Below are 26,451 nucleotides of genomic sequence, written 5' to 3'. Positions count from 1 at the left end.
TCATAGATTCACCATCAAGACCAGTGACTTGAGGTGAATTTAAAAGTAAGCTTCTCCGATGAGCTAACCCACCTAGCGGCAAGGGTTGTTTATAGAAAACCTGCTGCAGCTTCCACCAAAATTTCAAAAGCTAAAAAAAGGGGTTTCAGCCATTCGAATTAAATTCCCCACAGCAAGATAGCAACGAAGGAAAACCATCTCTATAAACAACCAATAAATACAAACCATCAACTTGGAGATAAAAAATTGAGATACCCTGCAATAGATATCACTAGAGGTATTTTAGTGGTTATTATGGCTCTCGATCATACTCGAGATTTTTGGACCTCTACTCAATTTGACCCTCTTGATCTATCACAATCGTCTGTTGCACTATTTTTAACTCGATGGATTACACATATTTGTGCCCCAGGTTTTATATTCCTAACTGGGCTGAGTGCGTATTTTCATGGTAAAAAACTGAATTCCAAACAGGAACTCGCCAGATTTTTAATGGTAAGGGGTATGGTATTGATCCTGCTTGAGCTTACCCTGATAAATCTTTCCTGGCAGTTTGACTACAATTTTGCTTTTGTCCAGGTTATATGGGCTCTGGGAGTATCGATGATACTTCTTGCAGGCCTTATATACCTTCCTAAAAAGTTAACTATTGCGTCCTGCCTGGCTTTAATCGGACTGCATGGTTATATAAACGACGATTACATTCGCCAGCTGCTGGGAAATTATGAGTGGATTTGGATATTGGCGCATGTTCGCAGTGGGTTTAAGCTATTTGAATTTGATACGGGTATTTTTGCCGCTTACAACATAATCCCCCTATTTGCCTTAATGTATTTAGGGTATGCCTCTGGTTCTCTTTATGAAGTAGAAACCAAGCAGAGAGTGCGCCTGCTATTGATAGCTGCTACCGGACTAGCAACCCTGTTTGTCGGATCGAGGATTCTAAGTTTTGGAGATCCAAGCCCCTGGAATTCCGACGGAAGCATTCTTAGCCTTATAAACACTTCCAAGTATCCAATGTCATTCAGCTACATTGTCATGACGATGAGTATAGTCCTACTAACAATGGCTCTTGTAGAAAATAGAAAAAACAGAATGTTAGATGTATTTCTGATGTACGGCCAGGCATCGCTATTCTTCTATCTCTTACATGTACCGATTATCAACTTATCTGCACATCTTTGGACATATATGGAGTTTGGAGTTGCAATTAATTTCTTCAACGGTTCTAAGGTTTGGCCAGAGGGCTACGAACCAAATTTAATGAGAACCTATCTCTATTGGATTGCATTGATTGCAATTCTGTATTATCCATGCAAAAAATACTTGCAAAAGAAGAAAGAGAGTGACTCAGCCATTTACTCATATCTATAGTACTTGTATACATTGACATCACAGGCTGGCTAAATGACTGGGTCAACTTATGATCCAGTCATAGATTACCTTTAAAACGAAGTAAACAATCCAAGTTATTAACCGCCAAGTCGAAAGTAACCCATCATATACTTATTGATAACTTTTAATAACTACCACTAATTTCAAATTAATAATCTTTCTTCCACTGTAATTCCACACTACCAGAACCACTATCACCTTGGTCAGCCGTTTTAAACTCAAGATTAAGATTATCGCGAATTTCTATCTGCATCTCGGCCTGCCAGGGGCTTAAGGGGTCGGTACTGCGCTGTAACTCCACATAGATCCGGTTGGTGATGTATTTACCCAAACTAAGGGCATACTCATCCCCCTCATCTCCTTCAGCTCGCTCGATATTGAGGGTGTCTAAACGCAATAATTCACGGGTTTTAGCCACAGGATCCAGAGATGCACGGCCAGTTTGCAGGCTTCGTATTACGCTGACCAAACGCACAGCTTGCAGCGGAGAAATATCTGAAAGCGACTTGCCGAAAAGCAGTTGCGCTAAGATTTCATCCTGGGAGGCCGAAGGGTCGGAGCTAAAGTTAATATCCAGGTCGGAGGTATTGCCGGAGATCGTTGCGGTAATCTCTCCACCACTGTGTTCATATACCCCCTCGACATTAACGGCAACCTCATTATTTTCGAAGCGTATCTCCCCTTCTTGTAAATCAAATTTCTTGCCGAGTAAATCGAAACTGCCCCGCACAATGGTCAATTTACCTGAGGCCTCAGGCTTGGCTGCAGTCCCTTGAATATTTACCTGGCCACGCAATTGGGAATTGAGCCCCAGGCCGCGCACGTAGGATTGCTGATCCAAAATTACTTCTACAGCTAAACCTAATTTGCTGAGTAGTGGCGGAGTGCGTTCCATCTGCTCGCCATCTACTTGAACTTCCGTCACCTGTATTTCCGGCACAGTACTACCGATCCACTGTTCAATTTGTACAGATAAAGGACGCAAAGTGAAGCGACCTGCAACCTGAGCATTCTCCGCTGTACCGGTCAGAGTCGCCTGCCCGCTAATAGCACCGCGCACCGCAGGTGTGTTCAGTAAATGGGCCCGTTTTAGATTCAGGCTGAGATCCATCCTCGCCGGGGCCTGTCCGGGGAAAAATATGACCCCGCCCAGGTTTATACTGCCACCATCGACAACAGTGGCGCTCCCCCTCTCAATACGCCACTCCTGTGGTGTCAGGCGCGCATAAAAATCAATATTGGCGATACGGGTATGGCTGGGACGGTGTTCATAGCTGGCCCCACTCAGTTCTATCGCGCCATTAAGGCGGGGATTGCCCAAAGTGCCGGTACCATCAGCAGAAAAGCTCAGCAACCCTCGCAAAACATTTACCCTGGGGTCCATAAATTCCGCAACCACCGACAAGTCCGCAGTACCACCACTTACCAATTGCAGAGGTACTTCGCTCATCGGCTCGGTTGGGTTATCGGCGAACAGTCGCTCAACGATCGGCGCAATCTGCAGCTTGGCGCTACTATCTATCGCACGCCGATTGTCGTGATCAGCCACCAGTGACAGCTGTAACTCCCCACCCTCGGTATGCCATTCCAGGGCCATAGAGAGCGGTTGTACCTGAACCTTCCCCTTCTCCCTACCAGGCATATAGCCGCTGAGGCGAAGATCACCCTCAAGTTCGGGCTGCTGAGGACTGCCGGTTACACTTGCGTGCAGGATGACTTCACCTTGATTGGGCATATTGAATGGCACCTCCTGGGAGAGGTCCTCCAGGGAGGCCCGGCCCTGAATTTGTAAGTCCAGGCGCTGCTCATTAAGGCTGCCGTGGGCCCACAATTGATTGCGCCCCGCCCATAAAAATTCCAAGCCTTCGACAACCAAACTCTTGTCGGCATAATCCAAGGTTCCCTGTAATTTCCAGGGCTCATAGCGATAGCCTCCCTGGGCCAGCACACTAGCTCGCACCTCTGGATTGGTCAGTGCTCCGTTAATTTCGCCATCCAGGCTCAGCTCACCTTCAAGAGTATTGGGTAGTGGCAACCCAACCACTTCCACCAAACTCAGGGGCAAGTTGCGCACATTCACCCCCACTTGGAGCCGATCTTTCTTTGGTTCGACTACTCCCTGTGCCTCTACCAGTACAACGCCCTGCCGCCCCAGACGCTGAGCTTCCTCGGCCAAGGCCGTCAGACGACTCTCGCTCTGTGCGGGCTGTACGGCTCCCTTCTCAATTCCTGGAATAATCACTGGCGACTGAGGCCCGCGAAACTGCCTCGAGCCAAAATAGTTCAAGGTGCCGTTGGCAAAGAGCTCCAAGCGCAAACCCTGCAGATCAATTTTTTCCAGATCTCCACTGGCATCGCCTTTCAAGTTATAGCGATATTCTTGAACCAAGCCATCAGATTCCAGGCTGGCATTCAGGCGTGGATTGGACCAGGGGCCCTCCACACCGACCTGCCCCTGCAGGCTCAGAGTTACCCCCTGCGCAGAAGTCAGGCCCAGATCTTCATAGGGATGGAGGTTTCGAATATCCAGTTTGAGCTGTAAATTTAGCGCTTTCGCCTCGATATCCACAGTGCCACCGCCGAGGACATTCAGCTTTTCGCCCGCCAAGCTCAGGTCTGTAATTGTTAGTCCCTGCAAGTTGCCATCGATCTTGGCCGACAGCTCATTGTGTAAATCCCGATAGACGGTAACAGCGCTCAGGACCCCTTCAAAATTGGGTTTATCCCAAGGCCCTTTGACTCGCGCCTGCAACTGATGCAGGGTGCCGGAAAAGTCATTTGGAATATTTATGTTCTCTGTTTGCGGCAGGGAGGACAGCAGCCGACGTATCTCTTCAACGCCAAGCTCTTGCGCTGCCACATCCAAATCCAGAGTTTTATTTTCAGTATCGATAGTGCCCGCTGTGCGAATCTCTGCACCGGCAAACTCCAGTTGTAAAGACTCTAGCTGGATAACACCCTGGGTAGTATTCACTCCTCCCACCAGGTTCAGGGGCTGATCCCGGTAGCTGCTGTTAAGTTTTACCTGACCGGAGATATTAGGCCGTGCCAATGCTCCGCTAAGGGTGACTTCGGCACTGAGCCATCCGCTACTCAGTACATCCTGCCATGGACGAGAAAGAGTGATCGGCAAGCGATTGAGGTGGAGCTCAGCATTAATATCATTGGCACTGACATTGCCAGACAAGGTGCTGCGCCGGCCATCTACTTGCAACCAGATACCCTCGGTGTATAAACGCCAGGGGAAAAGGTCAATTTGTACGCTACCCGTCAATCCTAATTGATGCTGGGAAAGTGGGGAGGAAAGAGATTCAATATCTACAAATAACTGCTTATCACGGCGACGCAGAGAAATTTTACCGTGCGCATCCAGGGCCTGCCCTTGCGGTAATTGCAACTGACGGCCAACAAAACCCTGAGCCTTCTCACTGGCAGAAAAATCCAGAACAAATCGGCCCGGTTGTTGTTCGCGCCCCTCGGCAATAAATTGCAGTTCCCCACCATTTATTTCGCGAATTTCCAATTGCAGCTGGGTGGGCTGCCCCTCCCATCGATACAGGGTATTGCCAAATACCGAGACCGTGGGAATATCGGGTACCTTGCTACTGATTAACTGCAGGCGCTCAAGTTTTAATTCTCCCAGGCGAAAACTCGGTAACAGGGTTTCCCAACTGCTAGCGATGCCACTATCACTTTCGTCCACAACTTGGACTGCATCTTCTTCCGCTCGTGCCAAGGATTTAAGTAGCTCATCCAGTACATCGAGGTTAAACAGAAAGTCATTAGCGGCGATGCGCTCAATATTGATGGGATTGCGGGAAAAACTCTGTAGTTTGAATTCTAACCGTTCTCCATCGGCTAGGGTGTTGCTATCAAAATTGATCCGCAAGCGTTCAAAAAACCAGGCCCCAAGGCGCTCACTGGCTATTCCTTCGGCTTCGATAGTAAGGCCGTCTATCGCCTGCTCTGCACCATAAAAAGCTGTGCGGGTTAGATTGACCCTACCTTGCTCAGTGCCAAGAAAATAGAACAGTGTAAGCAGAATAAATAGCAACAAGCCCGTGATTACTGCCCCCCCTGCTCTGAGGGAGCGCCACAAGCCTAGAAGAAAAGCACCAAAGGCACGAAGTAAGCCCAGAATAAACCCTCTCAATTTGGACATCAAAAGGCCTGCCCCAAACTGACATATACCTGGTAGTGATCATCTACACCGTCACGCCTGTCCAGGGGAAACGCCAAATCAAAGCGAATGGGCGCAAAGGAGGTGTTGTAACGGACTCCAAAACCCGCCCCCCAAAAGAGGTTGGAAAAGTTGGGCCGCGGGTTTTCATAAGCGTTGCCCCCATCGAGAAAAAAAACTCCACCCCATGTTTCACTAAAGCGGAAGCGTCCTTCAATTGAAACTTCGCTGAGACCGCGGCCACCAATCGCATCGGACAAGCTTTCTTGGCCATCTTCATTAATTTCCAAGAGTCTCGGCCCCAACTCCTGGTAGCCGTAACCGCGCACCGAACCACCGCCGCCGGCATAAAAGCGCTCATCCGCAGGCAACTCCAAATTGGGTGCGCCGGTAATGGCCCCCGCTTTGATACGCAGCGCCAGAGTTGGCTCATAGCGCGCTGATTCCGCAGTTTTATAAGCGGTTAACTGCAGGATATTTTTGACAAAGGAAGTACTGTTATTTTTGAGATCAATATAAGGCTTTACTTCCAGTGCTGAGGTGGCGCCGCGTCGAGCATCCAGAGGCTTATCTGTGGTGTTTAATTTAAATCCGAGGGGAAATGCCAACAAATGGTAATTTTCATCCGGGTCTCCATCCTCCACAGCACCATCCACTTTCTCATCCACGCGACTGAACTTCAGTTCAGCCCCTGCACTGATTGTGCGGTGCTTACTCAACTTACGTGACACCAACCCTTTTAGAGTCAAGGCCCTGGAAGTGTAGGAATCCACATCTTCACCAGTCAAACCCACACTACTCGTAAAGCGCTGCTTATCATTGAAAAAACGCGGGATACTGAGTTTGCTCTCCAAGGATTGCTTCACCTTGTTCACCTTGCTGGATATCTCCAGCTTCTCACCACGGTGAAATATGTTGCGGTGCTCCCAGCTGGCGGAAACTCCGGCGCCCTCATCAGAGGTGTAACCCACCCCCAGAGTCACCGTGCGATGATTGCGTTCCTGTACAATAAAATTTATATCAACAAGACCGCCGTATGGCTCAGATACCTGACTGGTAACATTGGTGACCAGATTGGTACGCAGCAGACGCAATTGAGCCGCATCCAGCTTGCTGCGGCTAAAACAGTCTCCGGGATTGATATTCAATTTATCCCGTAGGTAATCCTCCTCTACCGAAGTCGCACCGAGAATCTGTACATCCCCCACCATCACCTCCGGGCTCGGCGCCACTCGATATTCCAGTCGTGCGGCGGCCTCCTGGTGAATCACTGTGGCCTGGTAGGTGACATCCACATTAAGCAGGCAGGCATTATTATTGAGATACTGGGTAATAGTCTGCACACCCTCAAGCACCTCATTTGCACGCAGTGGGTCGCCAACCCCAATCGGCAACCCTGGAAATCCCGCCCTTAAGCCGGCGGGCATATTGATATCCAGGCTTTTTATTAAATAGCGTGGGCCGGGTATCACCTGGTAATTTATTTCTCGGCCCCCTACAGATTCACGCACAATAGCATCGTAGTAACCCTCGGAGCGAAGGAGTTTTTCTAGGTTGCCGCGCTCGTAGTGAGCGATATCACGCGGGGCTTCGTAACTTTCGAGGGCGCTGCTATTTTTGCGCAGTTCTTCAAGCTCTTTTCGCAGGGTGGCCCGTAATTTTTTGTCCCCTTGTACAGAAAGAGTAAAATTGGGCAGGTTGGAAAAAAAAGGAATGTTCACCGCCTGCGCTTGCGGCGGGGGAAGCAGAACAAAAGCGACTAACAGAGATGCACAGAGAATTCGCAAAATTTTATCCGTTGTCCACAGCGGTTACTCCGCCAACTACTGGGAGTCCATTCCCTTAACATCTGAATTTGCCCCGGACAACTAATGCCCAGGTAAAATTTGTCGACACAAACAATTCATAGCCTGGGGTATTTTATGGTCGCTCACAAAATACCGACGTAAGCATGCGGACCTGCTGGCTTTTTCTCAGGTTCGTGCCGGACCTAAAATCTATAAATGATTTATGGCTGGGTGCTGGAACTAGGGCTGCCAAGCAGGGGGTTACAATCCTTGATGATAACCCGCCCCTTTAGGATATTACCCTTTGAATACTCAGTGAAAATACACTGGTTGGTACTGGGGTCGTAATTCTCAACCCATAGATTATCCTCTTTCCAAGTGGCGCCAATATGACGGAAGCCCTCGGGCACAGAAATACTCATCACGCCGCCAAAGCGCTTCACAAAGACTTGCTCGTAGTGGAAGTAATACGCCAGCCACCCGGCGAGGAAGAAAACTGCGGCCGCAATGGCGCCAATTTTAAGGCTTCCCATACGGCTACCGATAAAGAGAGAGAGAATAACCAGGGCAATAACCGCTGCCCAGTAGAGATATGTAACCATACTTGTTCTTCGCCGTGAATTTATTAGTTTTACTAGAGGGCAAGAGTAGCGCAGAACCGACACAAACAAAATGACGACCGCCTACGTACCCTTCCCCAGTGCCAATACCCATAGCACCCCAAAAACTCAGGAGCCTTATTCTTCTATCATTTCAGGAAGATTTTCGAACAGTGCCAGTGCCTCTGGATTAGCGAGAGCTTCCTTGTTCTTAACCGCCTGACCATGCACCACATTGCGTACCGCCAACTCGACAATTTTTCCGCTAATAGTTCGCGGAATATCGGCCACCTGAATCACTTTAGCCGGCACATGGCGTGGGGTAGTATTGGCGCGAATGGTGGAGCGGATTTTCTGCACCAGATCCTCATCCAGCTCAACCCCTTCACGCAGCACCACAAACAGCACTACTCGCACATCATCATGCCACTGCTGGCCGATACAGATGCTGTCGAGCACCTCTTCTACTTTCTCTACCTGGCGATAGATTTCAGCGGTGCCGATACGCACACCACCGGGATTCAGTACTGCATCGGAGCGACCGTAAATGATCACGCCATCATGGGCGGTGATCTCCGCATAATCCCCATGCGCCCAAACACCCGGCCAGTTTTCAAAGTAAGCGCTGTTATATTTCTTTCCATCGGGATCATTCCAGAAACCAATTGGCATACAGGGGAAAGACTTGGCACACACCAGCTCTCCCTTCTCCTCTATTACCGACTGCCCTTCATCATCCCAAACTTCCACGGCCATACCCAGACCGCGACATTGTAACTCTCCCGCATAGACCGGCAGGGTTGGATTACCCAGGGCAAAGCAGGACACAATATCGGTGCCACCGGAGATAGAGGATAGACACAGGTCTTCCTTAATATCCCGATATACATAGCGGAAGCCTTCGTGAGCCAGGGGCGACCCTGTCGATAAAACCGCGCGCAACCGCTGCAGCTTATGACTCTCACGGGGCTTACAGCCGCTCTTCTCCAATGCAGCAAGATACTTGGCGCTGGTACCGAATACACTGATACCCTCTTCATCTGCCATATCCCACAGGCTCTCTGCCTGTGGGTAGAAAGGTGAACCGTCAAACAAGATCAGGGTGGCGCCGCAGGCCAGGCCGCTTACCAGCCAATTCCACATCATCCAACCACATGTGGTGAAGTAAAATAGCGTATCCTCGCGACGCAGATCGCAGTGCAGGCGATGCTCCTTAAGGTGTTGCAGCAAAGTGCCGCCCACGCCGTGCACTATACACTTGGGCACCCCGGTGGTACCGGAGGAGTACATGATGTAGAGGGGGTGATCGAAAGCGGTCTGGACAAAAGAGAGTTCGCGCTCGGGCGCCGCTGCTTCAAAGTCCTGCAATATGACTGCTTTCTCCAGAGGGTCCGCCAGCAAAACCTGGCTGGTTTCCTCCTGAGAGCGGGCAACCGGTACTACTACCAGTTTCTCGATGGAATCGATCCGGGCAATGATTTCACGCAGGCGCGGCAGGGAATCGATCACCTTGCCGTTATAGAAATAACCTTCGCAGGCAAACAGTACTTTTGGCCCCACCTGACCGAAACGGTCAAATACCCCATTGATACCAAAATCCGGTGAACAGGAAGTCCAAATCGCCCCGAGGCTGGTGGCTGCTAACATGGCCACTACGGTATCGATCACATTCGGCATAAAGCCAGCGATCCGATCCCCTTTGCAAATCCCTTGATCCGCCAGGGCTGCGGCAAGGCGTTCTACCCGACTGTGCAGCTGCGCATAACTGAGCTGGCGTCGGCTGCCGTTTTCCAGGCGCTCAACCAAGGCCGGCTTATCGTCGCGGAAACGCAGAAGATTCTCGGCAAAGTTGAGGCGGGCACCAGGGAACCACTCTGCGCCCGGCATACTGTCACGGCCCAATACCTCTTCACCACGCGTACTGGCTTGCACCTCGGAAAAATCCCATAAGTCGCTCCAAAAGGTTTCCCTCTCCTTTACAGACCACTGATAGAGCGCGCTGTAGTCTTGTAGCTGCAGCTGGTGCCTTTCGTTGATCAGGCGGCGGAACTCATCCATCTGGGTAGCGGCAATGGCCTCGGGGCTCGGTTGCCAGAGGGGTTGTGTATTGTCCTTCATTTCAGCAGGCCTTATGGGTTCATTATTCTCGGTGTTTCTACACCCACTTACTGGGCGAAAGCGGCAATCATGCCTTGCCCTACAACTTTAAACTATTTTAATCTTTCGAAGGTTTATTAAATAAACCTTAACCTTTCCTGAAACCTTACCGGGAACCCGGTTATCAGTCTGGAGCCCCAGTGAGTGCCACTATAAAACAGCTCCGTGCCTTCGTAGCCGTTGCGCGCAGCCACAGCCTGGCTCAGGCCAGCGCACAACTACATACCTCCCAGCCGGCGCTGTCGGTGGCTATTCGCAATCTGGAAGACGCCACCGGGGGGCCGCTGTTCAGTCGCGATAGCCGTCAACTCGTGCTGACCCCTGAGGGCCGTGAATTCCTAACCCGCGCAGAGCAACTGCTTAACAACTGGGACCAATCTCTTGATGCCATTCAGCAGCGCTTTCGCCTCAATCGTGGGCAGTTGTTATTGGCGGTAATCCCGGCCTTCGCCCTAAATCGCCTACCCGAATTATTGGCCAGCTTTCATCGGGACAATCCCCAGATCAACATTGTGCTGGAAGATATTGTGATGGAGGGCGTCGTACAGTCAGTGCAAGAGGGACGCGCAGAACTGGGCATCAGTTTTCGCCCGGAGGATCTCGGCGGCTTGGATTTTTTCCCCCTGGAGCGGGATCGCTTTATCGCGGTTACTCCTCCGCAGCACCCTCTGTCCAGCAAAGAGGCGCTGCGCTGGAGCGACCTGGCGGCATACCCGTTTATTTCTATGAACAGGGGATCTGCTGTGCGCCGTTGGACAGAGCAGGCCTTTGCAAACTGTGGCAAGGTGGCCCGCTACCTGTGTGAAGCCAATCAGCTCAGTACTATCGGGCAATTGATTCGAGCCAATATGGGCGTAAGTGCGGTACCGAGCCTGTGCGAAGGACAGATGCTCGAGTACGGATTGCACTGCCATCCTCTTTCCGCTCCTGTTGTATATCAGGAGGTCGGTATATTGATGAAAAGCCGCGGCACGCTTTCGGCTGCGGCCAGCGCTTTTCTGCAAAGTATTCAACAAGATCCTGGATAATTACCGAAATAATTTTTTCAGTGCGGGCAAAACGCCCGCACTGAAAACAGCCTTATTGACTAGTAGCCCGCAACATCCAGGCAGTTTTTTCATGCACCTGCATGCGATCAGACACCAGTGCAAGGGTGGATTCATCCTCCCCTTTTTGCGCAGACTTTAATACTTCCCGGCAAGTCTTAATGACCCTCTCGTGGCCTTCGGTTAATATTTTAACCATATCCTCGGCTGCAGGAATTTCTACCACTTCCTCAATTGAGCTCAATTGAGCAAATGCCTGGTAAGTGCCTGGGGCGGGAACTCCCAAGGTTCTGATACGCTCGGCGATATCATCAACCGCTGCTGCAAGCTCCGTATACTGTTCCTCAAACATCAGATGTAATTCACGAAACAGCGGGCCTGTGACATTCCAGTGAAAATTGTGCGTTTGCAGGTATAGGGTATAGCTGTCTGCCAATAAGTGCTTGAGGCCACCAGCTATTTTTTCCCGGTCACTTTCACTAATACCAATGTCAATTTTCTTCATAACAACGCGCCCCTCGTGTATAAGAGTTGGGTTTTTGTAAAAAAGTCAATGTATTGAAAAAGATACAAATATTGAGCCTATGAAAGCCAAGACACAAAATTCAACATCTATAAATACACAGCTTTCAATTACACATTAACAATATCAGAAAGATGTGTCACGCCCCTCTTCGGAATTAGAAACTATTTCTCAAAAAAACCACAAAAAAAATATCCGACACTCTGATAAATTTAAAAAATTATTATTTATTGCAGAGTTGCGCCAACTTCTAAACAGAACAAACCGGACAATTCTCAGACTTATTTAGCTTTAGTGTCCGCATAGCCAGGGTCTCACCCTCGATTAAATACAATTGACCGAGGCTGGATGCCGGCAAACTGAGTAAAATTTTCAATGCTTCCAAAGCTTGAATACTACCAACAATACCCAAAACCGGACCAACCACCCCCATCGTTGAGCAATTAGGAATATCTTCCTGTTGTTGGGGTGGGAACAGACAGGCGTAACAGGGATTTTTATTCTTAGAAAAATCAAAACTAATCAGCTGTCCGGAAAAGCCCTGAGCCGAAGCCATCACTACTGGCCGTCCGATTTCGTGACAGGCTTGATTTATCAGGTAGCGTATCTTCAGGTTATCCGTGCAATCCAGTACCAGATCCACTTGTGCAACATGATCTCTAAGCCAGGTTTCATCAGCCATTTGAGGATGCGCATAAATTCGAATATTGGGATTTGCTGCGGTTAACTGCTGTGCCGCCACCTGTGCCTTGGATTTACCTTGGTGATTGGTTTTGTACAATACCTGTCTCTGCAAATTGGAAAGATCAATATGATCGCCATCTACTAGGTGCAACTCACCGACACCTGCTGCGGCAAGGTAAAGTGCTGCCGGACTACCCAAGCCTCCGAGACCAATGATCAGTACCCGTGCCGCCGCCAATTTTTCCTGTCCTTCTTCCCCCACCTGAGACAGCATCACCTGGCGACTGTAGCGCTGTAGCTCCTTGCTGGTTAGCATGGCTCGGCCTCCGTACACTTGCTTTCCAGTAAGGTATTCAATTCGGCAACCGCCCACTTATAATTTTCCGCCTTGGTAATAGCACTGGCCACAGCGACACTGCCCACACCAGTAGCAATAACCTCTGGTGCGCGCTGTAGATTAATACCGCCAATCGCAACCAGCGGGTAATTAGGTAGAAGTGCAACCATTCGCGCAAGCTTCTCTACCCCTTGTAACTGATCAGACATATCCTTGGTATTGGTGGGGTAAATAGCGCCGATCGCCAGATAACTGGGGCGATATCGATAAGCCAACAATAATTCGAAGAAACCGTGGGTACTGATACCCAGTTTTAGACCCGCAGATTGGATCGCAGCAAGATCCGCCTCTTGTAAATCCTCTTGCCCTAAATGAACACCATAAGCACCGCATTCAATCGCCACTTGCCAGTAATCATTAATAAACAGGCGCAAATTATAAGCCCTACCGATAGCGACGGCGCACTTAATTTGCTCACGTAGATCCTCACAGGGCGTTTTTATTCGCAGCTGTAAGGTACGCACACCCTGTTCAGCGAGGCATTGCAACCACTCCACAGTATCCACTACCGGATATAAACCCAAAGCCTGGGAATCGGTGGTAGCAAATCCTTGAACGAATGGCTGGGTAGAGTTAAGGCCATAATCTTGCGCCCGCTCTTCACCTGCTACCAGTATCTCAGGGAAATCCGCCAACTCTAGCGGCCAGCCACAGTGCCCTACGGGGCTGGCACCAGTGCCGATATGGGAATTCTCCCCAAGGCGTAAACCACGCTGTACATAGGCCTTACCAACGACGCAGGCATCTCTCAAGGGATAACCGAGGGCACAGCAAGCGGCAATAGCAGAGGATAAAGTGCAGCCGGTTCCGTGGGTATTATTACCCGGTACTTGCCTTCCAATAAACCAGTCGGCCTTATCGCCATCCCAAAACAAGTCAGAAACCTCACCCGGCCGCAATAGTGTGTGGCCACCGGTCACCAAAACCGCAGTACCTGCCAAAGAATACAGCTGTCGCGCAGCCTCCAAAATAGATTTCGCATCCGTGGTACTCGTCCGGGTAAGCCACTCCAATTCATGTAAGTTGGGGGTCACCAGATCACACTGTGGCAATAACTGAGCCAATACTTGCGCGGTAATATCACCCTCAGTGAGTCCTGCTCCACTGGTGGCAACGGCAACCGGATCGTAAATGATGGTAACCGGTTGTATCGTTTTTAGTTTGCGTAAGAAATTGGCTACCACTAAGACTTGATCGGCATTGGCCAGTAGACCAATTTTAATCACTGCGGGGAATAAGTCCCGCTGTAAAGTCTGCAGCTGGGAATCCAGCACCCCTATAGAAACTGCATTAATCGCAGTGACTTCCACGGTATTTTGTGCGGTATTGGCAGTGATAGCACTGCAACCGTGGCAGCCAAGGTCGGCAAAAGTCAGCAAGTCCGCCTGTATACCGGCGCCGCCCCCAGAATCACTGCCAGCAATAGTCCAGGCGATGGGTTTTTCCGTTAGAAATTGATCTCGCATAAACATCCTATTCTTGCAGCATACTCTCTGCCTGCTGCCAGAATGGCATATCCAGGGTGGGGGTACTGGGGCTGGCAGTTTGTCGCCTGAGCATCAGGCCCGAATTAAAGGCGATGCGCCCAGATTCTACGGCCAACTTAAAAGCCTGTGCCATCCGTACAGGATCTTGTGCTTTGGCAATAGCAGTATTTAGTAATACCGCATCAAACCCCATCTCCAGAGCTTCAGTAGCCTGTGATGGCGCACCGATGCCAGCATCAATAATTAGCGGAACATCGCTCAAGCGATCACGCAGTGTTTGCAGATTATACTTATTGAGAAGCCCCTGCCCGGTGCCAATCGGCGCACCCCAGGGCATCAATACCTCACAGCCCACATCCAAAAGCTTGCGGCATAAGACCAAATCATCAGTGCAGTAAGGCAAGACTTTAAAGCCGAGTTGAACTAACTCTCTCGCCGCCTCTACCAAACCAAAGGGGTCAGGTTGCAAGTTGTAATCATCGCCAATGACTTCCAGCTTGATCCAATCTGTCTGGAAAATCTCCTGGGACATTTTTGCCAGCTCTATCGCTTCACGGGAAGATTTACAGCCGGCAGTATTCGGTAATAACTGACAACCAAATTCGCGAATATAATTCCAAAAACTATTATCCCGCTGCTGCGCTGGATTCTGTCGACGCAGAGACAGGGTAATAATTTCTGATGCTGAGGCCTGCACCGATTGACGCATAATTGCAGGGGATGGATATAGAGCCGTTCCTACCAGAAGCCGGCTACTAAATGTTTTTCCATAGAGCGTTAATAGATCACTCATCTTTTCTAACCCCCTACTACTGGCGCAACAATATCGAGGCTATCGCCGTTATTAATCTGGGTGTTACCATATTCCGAACGGGCGACAAAACTACCGTTAACCGCAACGGCAAATGTTTCCCCGCAATAACCAAGCTCCAGTAAAAGTGCGGCGAGTTTTATGGAAAACTCGAGGCTGTGAGTTTCCCCATTGATTAATACCTGCATCAAACCACCTGTAACAATTGTTGCGTTACTTGATTCACGACCTGCTCTACCATCGCCGGCGCTAAAAGATAGCCGTGGCGGTAGAGACCGTTTACCCGAACCAGCCCATCCTCATTGTGTATATATGGCATATTGTCCATAGTTGCAGGACGACAATTCACTCGGGTCTCCACAATACGAGCCTCGGCAAATGCCGGGTTAAGGGAGTAAAGTGCAGAGGAGAGCTCCATACTAGAGCGTACCGAAATTGGAGACCGATCTTCGCTCTCAATTTCTGTAGCACCAATCACAGTGAGACCATCACTGCGAGGCACGGCGTAGAGTTTGTAGCGTGGATGAAGCAGACGCACTGGGCGATGTAAAACCACTTCCCGGGACTCCACCACCATCACCTCACCACGGACACCGCGCAAACCCTCAATCTGCCCCTTGGCACCTAGGCCACGACAATCGATTACACAGTCAAATTGCTCTTCTCCTGAAGCAAGAGAAATTTGTCCCGCTTCACAACTCACTTTGCTGTGTTCTCTTAAATTTACACCTTGCTGGCGTAAAATGCTGAGCACTATGGGTAACAGGCACTGATTATTGATATCCGCCTCGCCGCGCAGGTAAAGGCCCTGCTCAAAGCTTTGTAGGGCAGGCTCCAACTCAACCAGTGCATTGGCATCCAGCAGTTGCACCTGCCCCCTCGCGGATTCGCCCAACTTACCCTGCAACTCCCTCAGGAATTGCAATAACTCACTCCTGTCCTTGCCGTGAGCCACCAGTATCGAGCCCGCTCTACGGTACTCCACTTTGCGTCCACTCTGCTGCTCCAGCTGCCTGGACCAGTCAGACCAAAGCTCGAGGCTTTGCAGCCCCAACAAATAAACCCGTTTATCACTGTGCACCAACTCCGACAGTGGAGAGATCATCCCCGCCGCCGTCCAGCAGGCACCGCCTTCCGATGCCGACAAATCGCCGGCCTCAAATAATGTGATATCCAGGTCTCGCCGACTGAGCCGCCAGGCGAGTAGCCGCCCCAAAAGACCGCCACCGGCAATAGCTATTCTGGCTTTGGTTTTGCCTGTCACAGATCACCTATCTTCACAAAATCAAATAGATACCGGCGATAGCAAACTCCCTTTACTCCACCGCATGCATTTCAAGGTTGGGGGGAGCTATCCTCCCCCTTAATCGCATCAGCCTTTGTGATAAATCTCGCTGCCCATATCCTTAAATTTAATCGACATCTCCTCCATTCCCCGCTCTGCTTCCTGTTTGGCTGCGTAATCACGCACATCTTGAGTAATTTTCATTGAGCAGAATTTAGGTCCACACATAGAACAGAAGTGCGCTACTTTGCCCGATTCTTTTGGCAGAGTTTCATCGTGATAAGCTCTTGCCCGCTCCGGGTCTAAACCGAGGTTAAACTGATCTTCCCAGCGAAATTCAAAACGGGCCTTGGACAACGCATCATCACGCTTCTGCGCGCGCGGATGTCCTTTGGCAAGATCCGCAGCGTGCGCGGCAATCTTGTAAGCCATCAAGCCCTCTTTAACATCTTCTTTATTGGGGAGACCCAGATGCTCTTTAGGCGTGACATAGCAGAGCATGGCGCAACCATAGGTGCCGATTAATGCTGCACCTATGCCAGAGGTGATGTGGTCATAACCGGGTGCAATATCCGTAGTCAATGGGCCGAGGGTATAGAAAGGCGCACCGTGGCAGTGCTTCAGCTGCTCATCCATGTTTTCTTTGATCTTGTGGATAGCCACATGCCCAGGTCCTTCGATCATGGTCTGCACATCGTGCTTCCAGGCAACTTCTGTGAGCTCACCAAGGGTATGCAATTCACCGAACTGTGCCTCATCATTGGCATCGGCGATGGAACCTGGGCGCAGGCCATCACCGAGACTAAAGCTCACATCGTAAGCTTTCATGATTTCACAGATTTCTTCGAAGTGGGAATAGAGGAAATTCTCTTTATGGTGTGCCAGACACCATTTGGCCATAATAGAACCGCCACGGGAGACAATACCGGTCATCCGCTTTGCTGTAAGCGGTACATAACGCAATAGCACACCAGCATGGATGGTGAAATAATCCACCCCCTGCTCTGCCTGTTCAATCAAAGTGTCCCGAAAAACATCCCAGTTCAGGTCTTCGGCAATACCGTTCACTTTTTCCAGCGCTTGATAAATCGGTACTGTGCCAATAGGCACCGGAGAATTTCGCAAAATCCATTCACGGGTTTCATGGATATTGGCGCCAGTGGAGAGATCCATTACGGTATCGGCACCCCACTTGGTAGACCAAACCAGCTTTTCCACCTCCTCTTCAATGGAAGAGGTCACTGCAGAATTGCCAATATTCGCATTCACCTTACACAGGAAGTTACGCCCGATAATCATCGGCTCCACTTCCAGGTGATTGATATTCGCGGGAATAATCGCCCGGCCTTCGGCGACTTCCCTGCGAACAAACTCGGGAGTGATTTGCTCGGGAATAAAAATACCATCGCGCGCCTTTTGATAATGACTTTCACTCATTTCCGAAGCGAGTTTGGCGCGCCCCATATTTTCACGAACAGCGACAAACTCCATCTCCGACGTGATGATGCCGCGACGGGCATAGTGCATTTGCGATACATTATTTCCCGATTTGGCCCGACGCGGGCTGGGAAGATTTTCAAAACGGATATGATCCAGCCCTTGGTCTGCCATACGCTTCTGACTGTAGGCGGCCTGGCGGGAATCCAGCTGCTCTGTATCTCCTCGAGCCTCTACCCATCCCTGACGCAACTTGGGTAGCCCCTGGCGCACATCGACTTTGAAATCAGGTTCAGAATAGGGCCCAGATGTATCGTATACGGTGAGTGGCTCATTGGGCTCCAGAAGGGGATTATCTGCATCTCCACCTACCACGCTATCCCCCAGGCAGATTTGGCGAGCACCAACCTGAATATCCGGTGTTTCCCCAGGTAAATACACCTTACGTGAATTGGGAAAAGATTGAACCGTAAGGTTCTCAAGAAATGCTTTAGCAGAATCGCGACTGGCAGCGCGGGTGGATTTTCCGGCTTTGCCGGATTGTTCAATGATCTCGGACATGCGTAACCTTAAAGCTTGGGAATTTAAAGGTCGCAGCGTCCAGGGCACACGCAAAGAGAAAAGCCACCAAAATGTAATAAAACAGGCGACTTCAGATCTTGTTCCCTACGCGGGGGTTACCCCGATCAGGTTCAACGGATCTCGCAATAGCGATCTCAGCCCACAGGCACTCCGACAAGTAGAGCGCAGTATAGTGGAAGCTCTAGAATATGAACAGATGGTCTATCTCCGCTTTTGGCATTTATCAAAGAGCATTCTCCATGGGGATTACAACCAAGAAATTATCAATGTTCTAGACGACAAGAATTCAACATACTTCAACTTATTAAAACCTGACTAATCGGTCTCCACTGTTCGCTCCGCGACTCTCCCCCCTTCAACCTAAACTGCACGGGTTCACCGATCCAGTTTCAAAACAATAATGATCTACGACGAAAGTCGGTGTGGGAGAAAATACAATGTGGAATAGATATGGAGTTATAACAACACTCGTTTTAAGTGTTATGTCGATACCGACAGCTTTAGCTGCCCCTTCCAAATCCGTTGCCGCCGGTGACAGTATTACCATGGCGTTCGGAGCAGACTGTACCCGTAACAAGTATTTCTGGGATCTATTTTGCCTCCTCGGAGGAGATCAACCAGAACATTCCTGGTTTGATGGTGATAAAGACTATATAGAGAGTATCTACGATAGGTACAAAATCATTTCACCCGATATGGCTGCGAATAAGAATGCTGCAGAGTCAGGGGCAGAGATGCGGGGGGGAAAGAAAAATTTCGCCGTTCAGGCTGATCGAATCTTATCCCAATCCAATATCGCCGACCACGTAGAAGTTATCCTTGGAGGGAACGATATTTGTAACCGGGATTGTGCCGACCCCGCTCACTGTGATGATCCTTTATATACCGATAATGAATGGCGCTCAGCGGTTAAAGCAGGCTTGGACAAACTGGTCGACGGCCTTCCCAATGGGTCTACCGTTCTTTTAGGCTCAGTGCCAAGGGTGCAAGATCTGCGTGCAGCTGGCTTAGCTAAGCAGTCAGTCGACTCCCGGGTAAACTGTGAAAATGTTTGGTCAACTTTTGGGATTTGCAAAATAGCCACAAATGGCGGTACTTTGAATGGAGAGGACTATACCACTCGCTATAACGCAATTACTGCAGCTCAACGGCGCTACAATGCAATTCTCGTTGAGGAGGCGGAAAGCTATAATGGTACCAATGGTGTTGAAGTAATAGCCGAGTATACTGGTGAAGATGAGGTAAATGCCGGCACCTTCCTGTTTGGTAAAGATGATATTGGTGGTGGAGACTGTTTCCATCCCAGTATTAAGGGCCAAAATATCGTTGCCGATCTACTTTGGCAGGGTAATACAGATAAATAACTAGTTGTCCATTCGGTGAACATTGGGCCCTCCTGAAAACTTCCTCAGTGGGCCCATAACTATTTACCAACCTCAAGCGATTGTTTCTCAGTTTGCATCCTTTTCAAAATAACCCTGCTCTTCAACAACATATTGTATTCGTTGCGGCAACCCCTTCCGCATAAAAGCCACATCGATAATCTGACCGCTAGCAAGGGCCTCCCATAGAGTATTTTGACCACTATGTACCCAGCTATCATTGACTCTCATTAGGACATCATTCTCTTGAAAACCCAGGGCGGTGAAGAACTCATTACCCGTGATGCCTTCGAGCCGCATCAGGTGGTATCCCTCTACCTCCAATTCGGCTTCGATAAACTTGGCCTCCAGAGCTTCCCGCTGCTCCAACTGTTTACTCAGCCAGGATTGCCCTAGAGTAAGAACCCCTGAAGAACCTATCAACTTACGGGTACCGGGCCCCAAAGGCTGCTCGATACGTCGTTTTAATTCAGCACTCTGTTCGTGGGAGTATGTCAGTAAACTATCTGTGCCTTCCTTTCCTTTCAAAGGTAACTTTTCCAGACCTGCTTTGCTTTCAATAACGACATAGCTTGGGTGAATACGTAGCAATGAGGCACCGGCTAACAATTCTTGCCCTACATTGTAATATTTAGCGGCGGTTTCTTTTACTTCGATCAATGCCTTTGATTTGCTCTTAGTACTCGATTCGCTAACCCCCAGTAAAATAAGTGGCAAATTGGTGACGGGTAGATCTCGGTCATCAATAGTCTCACCATCTTTCCAAACATGTGTCTCTTTTGGATTTATGCCCATTGACCGCAGCTCTTTCTCTACCCAATAGGCATATTGCTCAAATCTACGTGGCCCTTTCAGATATAGGCCGTTAATAAAAATAACAGGTACATTTTTAAGCCCAAGACTTAGCGCCCAGTCCCTATTTTCGATTACAGCTTGTTTAGGAGCGTCACTAGACAAACACAATTCGAACTTCTGAGCATCTAATTCCAATTGTTTGATTAACTGTGGATAGGTATCCCCATCAATCTCTGGTGTTAGTACATATAAAGCATCATGGTACTCCCAAAACCTACCTTGATCATCTGCACAGCGTGCTGCCATAGCTGCTTTTATGCCTTCCTTGTGAAACTTAAGAGGAAAATCAAAGTATGCCTGGTTAACCCACCCCTTATAGGTCGACATAAGGCGTCGTAAAGTAGGTTGAATAGCTTTACAGTGAGGGGACTGAAAGGAACAGAAGACCGTTAAAGTAACAGGAGCCTCATCGTTACCTCGAATAGATTGATCAGAAGTGGGCAAGTTGATTCTAGGCGGTTCAGGAGCATTCAAAAGAATTTCAACTTTTTTACCAGATACATTTTTACCGTTTTTTTTATCTATCCAGGCATTGAGCTTGTTCAGGCGTAACTCATATTCCTGCTCTGCAATATCATACAAAGCCAACTCTAAAGTGCTATCTAGCTCCTGAAGAGTAATTGTCCGCCCATCAATCCTTGCAGCTAATCCAGAGGAGTTGTTTTGCTTAGAGGTTGCTGTTATGCCATCTCCCTTTTTCATACATCCAACCGCGATATAACTAAGAGAAATCAGAACTACCAGCCGGAATAGAAGTTTTAACTGCCACATGGATAACCCTTTCTCTTTCTTTTTATATACCGATCCTAACAAGCTATTAGCAGGCAACCTAATAAATAAAGGATAAGCGCCAAAATCCCTCAAAAATTGCGACCTTAGTTTGTCCCTGTCAGTAATTTCATTAAAAAGGAACAGTTTGACAAAATGACTATATTACCTCCTATTCTTGATAACACCTCCGACTAGCGTCTTCGCTTATTTGATAAAAAGTCGAATTTCATGCCTAGGAAATATCTATGAATAACACTCCAATAAATGTTTCAGAACTGATGGTTTCCTGCCTTGAGAATGAAGGGGTTGAATTTATATTTGGAATTCCCGGAGAAGAGAATATCCACTTTGTCGATGCTACAAATGGCTCTCGTTTACGATTTATCCTTGCCCGTTCGGAACAGGCAGCCGCTTTTATGGCAGACATGTATGGGCGAGTTACAGGTAAAGCGGGCGTCTGCTGTGCAACCCTTGGTCCGGGAGCCATCAATCTGCTACTGGGAGTGGCTGATGCCAATGCCGATAGTACCCCCCTCGTAGCAATTAGTGCCCAGGCCGGTATCGACAGGCTTTATAAAGAAACTCATCAATATATTGATCTAGTGAAGATGTTTGAGCCCGTCACTAAGTCATCAAAGATGATCATAAATCCTGAGGCCACCTCCGAACTGTTACGTGCAGCATTCAAAACCTCCCAAGAAGAGCGGCCGGGAGCCTGTTACTTATGTGTTCCAGAAGACATAGCAGCTATGGCGGTTTCTACTAATAAGCATCCACTGCCTGTTAACACCATGCAGAACCCCGCCCCACCTATGGATAAAATCAAGAATGCAGCAAAGATATTAAACCATGCACAAAGGCCTGTTGTACTTGTTGGTCATGGAGCAGCCCGAGCTAATGCCCAGGAAGCTTTGATTCAATTCTCCGAGGCTCTAAATGTAGCAGTAGCCAGCACATTCCATGGAAAGGGCACCATGCCAGAAAATCATCCAAACTCACTGGGGGTTATGGGTTTTATGGTTCACGACTATGCCAATTTTGGCTTTGATACGGCCGACGTTGTTGTTTGTGTAGGCTATGAACTCCAGGAGATGCCACCAGCACGTATCAACCCAAAGGCAGATAAACAAATTATTTATATCCATAATTTTCCGGCGGAAGTCGATGCCAACTTCAATATTGCTCAAGGTATAGAAGGAGATATATCCCTTTCTCTAAAAGAGTTAACCAAACATGTAAAACCCAAGCCAAATCTGACTAGTGAAGATTACAAAATACAAAAATTATTAACCAAAGAAATTGACAGTGGTAAGATTTCTAATGCCTGCCCAATGAAACCCCAAAGGGTTGTTGCAGATATTCGGGAGGCCATGGAGGCAGATGATATCGTGCTCACCGATACCGGTGCGGTGAAGATGTGGATGGCACGGCTCTATCCTGCCTACAAGTCTAATACCTGTCTAATTTCCAACGGGCTCGCCACCATGGCCTTTGCCTTACCCGGCGCCATTGGTGTCAAGCTCGCCTATCCTGAGCGCAGGGTGCTCGCGGTGATGGGTGACGGCAGCTTTATGATGAACTCTCAAGAAATTGAAACCGCAATCCGTGAGAGCATTCCTATTGTTATTTTAATTTTTGTTGATAGCAGCTATGGTCTCATCAAGTGGAAAATGGATCTGGAACTCAAGCATCACAGCCATGTCGATTTCCAAAACCCGGATTTTGTTAAATATGCTGAAAGTTTTGGCGCAACGGCTTATTTAATCGAAGAAAGCGATCAACTCTTACCAACACTGAAACAAGCCCTAGCTTCACATACAGTTTCTGTGATTGCCTGTCCTGTTGATTATTCTGAAAATGATAAGTTAACAGCTCACCTGGGAGAGCTCGTGGAGTACTTTTGAATACCGACTTTTTATTTTTAAGGCTTTAAACAAAAAATGAGAAGTGTTGATTTCTATTCTCAATTTCAACATAGAAAATCCATACAAATTTTTCTAAGCTAAATTTCATTTACAAAAAAATCTTATCAAGGAACTTAATTCACAAAGTAGGACAAATTGACCTCCGCAATTCTCAAATGTGCCTCCTCCAAAACAAGACAGGGCCGCTAGTGCAGCCCTGTAAGTATCAAAGTCGCTCTCAGAAACCAAACATTCGTCAAGCTGAGATAACTTAGTTAATAGTGCATTTAAACTGCCAGGAGCTAGTAATGCTAGTGCCTGAGCTACCTTCCGGTGCCGGGACTGTGACTCTAACCTTTACGTATTCAGAACCTTGCTTTGCATCATCTGGAACATTGACTGTGATAGAAAGTACAGTAGGGAAAAAGGCACTGGTATTACCAACTGCACTGGTCTTTGGATCCACCTTACATTTATCTGATTCAATTTCAATCTTCGTATTCAAAGGCAAAGGCCCGTTGTACTTGTCAGATAGATAGAAAGAAAGTCTGCTCGACTCCCCTACTGAAGTTTCAATTTCAGGTTCATAAGAATAATCACCCTCTACTGTGCGAAATATTCCGTAGGGTTGATTTCCCGCCAACAGAACCGTCACCTGTCCACGTACATGAACCAGCTCTTTAGAGCAGGTTCCCTCTGCTTCGGCAGCGTCGGAACAAAGAACACCGTTATAAATACCATTACCTTGATCGTAGACCTGATTGTTATTCAAATCCGCAGACCAATCTTCATCACCAGCCACTTCTGGACAACCATCGAGATAGCAACTTCCAGCATTGCCCTTGTTACCAAACGCACCGTCTTCGTTGTGGTCCAAAAATGCTTCCGGTAAATCTTCAAAATCTTCACCTGTGTCAAATCGCCCATTACTATTCGCATCAACAAATGTCTCTTGTCCCAGTGCATATGCCAGAATGGAAGACCTCGCACCATAGGGCTGTCCCAAACTCACCGGACAAGGGGCTCCTCTACTAGGTACACCAGGAACGGGACAATCCGTGTTCTCAATCGTTCGAAGCGAGCTCATTTGACCATTGTCATCAAGGAATTTATAACTCGCTGGCTTGCGGGGGTTTTGGCTAGTCCAATCTACAGAGCAATTACCATCAACAGTAGTACAAGACCCAGTTATGCGTCCGTACTCAGTTGTAAAAGTGATTGCAGTACCATCTGGAATGGAGTTGTTAAAGAAATCTCCAGCCCTAACGGTGATTGTCGAGGTTGCACCGTCATAGCTGTCACCGCCCGGGTTTAAGATGCTAGCAGCCACAGAAAATGAATTCTGATCCGGTATACCTACAGAGATGACTAGCTCATCAGACACGGTAGAAATGGACTTTCCATCAGGAACAGTAACCGAAGCGATTACCCGAACCGGCATAGCTACGGTACCGGAAGAGACTAACACACTCACTTCACCCGCTGAATTGGTCGTCCCGAAGTTGCTGACAAGACTCGCATCCCCCGTCTCAGTCGCCAAAGAGAAGTTGACTTTAGCCCCACTAATTGGCAAATCATCTTTACTTAAGACCTTAAAATACAACGTTGACGTCTCCTTACCCCCACTACCCCGGATAGAGATAATCTTTGGTTCTGCGCTGACAAACTCAATGGAACCCAGTTCAGGAGGCATCACATATAGCTGACCCTTGGCCGATATGCTTGGATAAGCCGCCAATGAAGCAGTGACGCTGTCTTGACCTTCGCATCCCTTAGCCGTATAGGTCGAAGTTGCCTTACCTTCTGTTGTAGTAATCGGAGAGTCAAGAGTAGCAACGGCTGGCTGGCTCAAGCTGCAAGTACTAGAAAATACTACTTCCATCCGCTTAGAATAGAGATCGCCATTAGGACCTTGTACAAAGACACTGATTGGTGTACTACCCTTGGAAGACAGATTTTGAGTCAGAATCTCCAGATTACCCGGCACAAACTGTTTGTTGCTATTCAAATAACCAAGCTGCAGAGAAGGCTCTGCGACACTAAATCTTAGAGGCAAATAAGGCTCTTGGTCTGTACTAATATTCTCGTAGGCAACAACAATCTCTCCAGCACTACCAACTTCTTGTCCTTCGACATCCAACTCAAGGGATGCAACGCCACTATCATTGGTCTTTACTATTCCACTCTTAGGTGTCAACACGCCCAAGGTTGTTGTGACAGTTACGTTAGCAGAAGCAACAGGATCACCATTGTCACGCTTTAATGTCACCTGAACGCTTACTGGCTTTTCTGGGTTAGGATTTGCAACCAGCTCATCGGTATCCAAATCACGCAGCTCTACATTAATGCTATAAGAGGAATCCGCTTCTGATGAAGTTGGATCCTGGGCAGAACTCCCGTCATCGCTTCCACCACTTCCACCACTTCCACCACCACAGGCAGCCAGTGAAACTGCAATGGTCAGCAATAGAAACCATCGCGAAATTGATTGGTACAGCGTAAGAATGTGCATCTAACTATCCTTCAATATCTTTAGCGCCCAATGGCAACAGCCTTTGTTGTCCAACTGGGAATGTACAGTCTTCCTCGACACGGCTGAATACGTCTTTAGCTATCATCTACCACTCATACGAGTGAGAAGCCTTAAGATACATCTGTCGTGTTTTGCATAAGAGCAGCTAAAAAAACTCTTCAACACACAAGAAAAGGCAACGGGCGACTATCCTGAATCACTGTAATAAAATCAAGTTCTTTATGCCTATACTGTACGACTGTTCCACAAAAATATAATCAGGATGAGATTTAGGTCAAAAAAAATCTCATAAAAACACCGAGCTCAAACTTAAACATCAGTATGTGTAAATCACGAAGCTATTTTCATTAATCATCAATCATCCAACAAAATTATTAAGAGAATAAATTTGGCTGGAACCTTTTCTATTTTCGGCTTTTATTATTTTATTAACTATTTTTCCGCACATAAAAAAAGGGCCACCCAGTGGGTGGCCCTTTCGGATTAGAAGCCTGACGATGACCTACTCTCACATGGGGAGACCCCACACTACCATCGGCGATGTTGCGTTTCACTTCTGAGTTCGGCAAGGGATCAGGTGGTTCCACAACTCTATTGTCGTCAGGCAAACTGGCTTGGGTTGGCGTTGGTCTTATA

The 26,451-nt window shown here is 48.3% G+C and carries 17 protein-coding genes, 1 rRNA gene and 1 riboswitch; of the genes, 4 read left to right on the top strand and 14 right to left on the bottom strand.

The features are described 5' to 3' along the window. The first annotated feature begins 246 nt into the window (after positions 1-246). The gene (locus LC073_RS16260; protein ID WP_226648374.1) at positions 247-1,374 is read left to right on the top strand and encodes a DUF1624 domain-containing protein; all 1,128 of its coding nucleotides are present in this window, start codon (positions 247-249) and stop codon (positions 1,372-1,374) included. 169 nt (positions 1,375-1,543) lie between these two features. Here LC073_RS16260 and LC073_RS16255 read toward each other — a convergent pair whose 3' ends face one another. The 4 genes from LC073_RS16255 to LC073_RS16240 all read right to left on the bottom strand — a co-directional run bounded on the left by LC073_RS16255 (position 1,544) and on the right by LC073_RS16240 (position 10,079). Next, positions 1,544-5,557 (bottom strand): translocation/assembly module TamB domain-containing protein, encoded by a 4,014-nt coding sequence (locus LC073_RS16255; protein ID WP_226648373.1) that lies wholly within the window; start codon positions 5,555-5,557, stop codon positions 1,544-1,546. Further along, positions 5,557-7,296, bottom strand: a complete 1,740-nt coding sequence (locus LC073_RS16250) for an autotransporter assembly complex protein TamA (protein ID WP_226648372.1) — start codon at positions 7,294-7,296, stop codon at positions 5,557-5,559. The genes LC073_RS16255 and LC073_RS16250 overlap by 1 nt, the downstream gene beginning before the upstream one ends. A 287-nt stretch (positions 7,297-7,583) precedes the next feature. Then, a complete protein-coding gene (locus LC073_RS16245) occupies positions 7,584-7,964 on the bottom strand; it encodes a hypothetical protein (RefSeq protein ID WP_226648371.1) in 381 nt (126 codons plus the stop codon). A gap of 135 nt (positions 7,965-8,099) precedes the next feature. Further along, a complete protein-coding gene (locus LC073_RS16240; RefSeq protein ID WP_226648370.1) occupies positions 8,100-10,079 on the bottom strand; it encodes an acetoacetate--CoA ligase in 1,980 nt (659 codons plus the stop codon). Positions 10,080-10,258: 179 nt separating this feature from the next. Between LC073_RS16240 and LC073_RS16235 the strand changes: the two genes are divergently transcribed. Beyond that, on the top strand, positions 10,259-11,146 hold the full coding sequence (locus LC073_RS16235) for a LysR family transcriptional regulator (protein ID WP_226648369.1): 888 nt from the start codon (positions 10,259-10,261) through the stop codon (positions 11,144-11,146). 52 nt (positions 11,147-11,198) lie between these two features. On the opposite strand, the gene LC073_RS16230 is transcribed toward LC073_RS16235, so the two are convergent. The 7 genes from LC073_RS16230 to thiC all read right to left on the bottom strand — a co-directional run bounded on the left by LC073_RS16230 (position 11,199) and on the right by thiC (position 18,349). Beyond that, positions 11,199-11,669: a Dps family protein gene (locus tag LC073_RS16230; protein ID WP_226648368.1), complete on the bottom strand. Its 471-nt coding sequence runs from the start codon at positions 11,667-11,669 to the stop codon at positions 11,199-11,201. Between the two features lie 268 nt (positions 11,670-11,937). Further along, positions 11,938-12,687: a HesA/MoeB/ThiF family protein gene (locus tag LC073_RS16225; RefSeq protein ID WP_226648367.1), complete on the bottom strand. Its 750-nt coding sequence runs from the start codon at positions 12,685-12,687 to the stop codon at positions 11,938-11,940. Further along, on the bottom strand, positions 12,681-14,234 hold the full coding sequence (gene thiE, locus LC073_RS16220) for a thiamine phosphate synthase (RefSeq protein ID WP_226648366.1): 1,554 nt from the start codon (positions 14,232-14,234) through the stop codon (positions 12,681-12,683). Before thiE ends, LC073_RS16225 begins: the two co-directional genes overlap by 7 nt. Positions 14,235-14,241: 7 nt before the next feature. Next, positions 14,242-15,048 (bottom strand): thiazole synthase, encoded by an 807-nt coding sequence (locus LC073_RS16215; RefSeq protein ID WP_226648365.1) that lies wholly within the window; start codon positions 15,046-15,048, stop codon positions 14,242-14,244. A 5-nt stretch (positions 15,049-15,053) separates the two neighbouring features. After that, positions 15,054-15,254: a sulfur carrier protein ThiS gene (thiS, locus tag LC073_RS16210; protein ID WP_226648364.1), complete on the bottom strand. Its 201-nt coding sequence runs from the start codon at positions 15,252-15,254 to the stop codon at positions 15,054-15,056. Next, the gene (gene thiO / locus LC073_RS16205; protein ID WP_226648363.1) at positions 15,254-16,330 is read right to left on the bottom strand and encodes a glycine oxidase ThiO; all 1,077 of its coding nucleotides are present in this window, start codon (positions 16,328-16,330) and stop codon (positions 15,254-15,256) included. The genes thiS and thiO overlap by 1 nt, the downstream gene beginning before the upstream one ends. Before the next feature lie 108 nt (positions 16,331-16,438). Further along, positions 16,439-18,349, bottom strand: coding sequence for a phosphomethylpyrimidine synthase ThiC (gene thiC / locus LC073_RS16200; RefSeq protein WP_226648362.1), 1,911 nt, complete (start codon positions 18,347-18,349; stop codon positions 16,439-16,441). 85 nt (positions 18,350-18,434) lie between these two features. Next, positions 18,435-18,533, bottom strand: a riboswitch (TPP riboswitch). Between the two features lie 259 nt (positions 18,534-18,792). On the opposite strand from thiC, the gene LC073_RS16195 reads away from it, so the two are divergent. Further along, positions 18,793-19,734 carry an SGNH/GDSL hydrolase family protein gene (locus LC073_RS16195; protein ID WP_226648361.1) on the top strand — a complete coding sequence of 314 codons (942 nt, stop codon included), beginning with the start codon at positions 18,793-18,795 and terminating at the stop codon, positions 19,732-19,734. An 87-nt stretch (positions 19,735-19,821) separates the two neighbouring features. On the opposite strand, the gene LC073_RS16190 is transcribed toward LC073_RS16195, so the two are convergent. After that, on the bottom strand, positions 19,822-21,378 hold the full coding sequence (locus LC073_RS16190; protein ID WP_226648360.1) for a thioredoxin domain-containing protein: 1,557 nt from the start codon (positions 21,376-21,378) through the stop codon (positions 19,822-19,824). Positions 21,379-21,623: 245 nt separating this feature from the next. Between LC073_RS16190 and LC073_RS16185 the strand changes: the two genes are divergently transcribed. Beyond that, positions 21,624-23,282, top strand: a complete 1,659-nt coding sequence (locus LC073_RS16185; RefSeq protein ID WP_226648359.1) for an acetolactate synthase large subunit — start codon at positions 21,624-21,626, stop codon at positions 23,280-23,282. 271 nt (positions 23,283-23,553) lie between these two features. Here the strand turns inward: LC073_RS16185 and LC073_RS16180 are convergent, their stop codons facing one another. After that, positions 23,554-25,794 carry an Ig-like domain-containing protein gene (locus tag LC073_RS16180; protein WP_226648358.1) on the bottom strand — a complete coding sequence of 747 codons (2,241 nt, stop codon included), beginning with the start codon at positions 25,792-25,794 and terminating at the stop codon, positions 23,554-23,556. Between the two features lie 510 nt (positions 25,795-26,304). Beyond that, positions 26,305-26,420: ribosomal RNA gene (gene rrf, locus LC073_RS16175) — 5S ribosomal RNA — on the bottom strand. Between the last annotated feature and the right edge of the window lie 31 nt (positions 26,421-26,451).

Origin of the sequence: Microbulbifer variabilis, assembly GCF_020524905.1 — a bacterium.
In the GTDB taxonomy this organism is placed as follows: domain Bacteria; phylum Pseudomonadota; class Gammaproteobacteria; order Pseudomonadales; family Cellvibrionaceae; genus Microbulbifer; species Microbulbifer variabilis_A.
The sequence above is the reverse complement of the archived record's forward strand: the minus strand, read 5'-3'. Positions and strand labels throughout refer to the sequence as shown.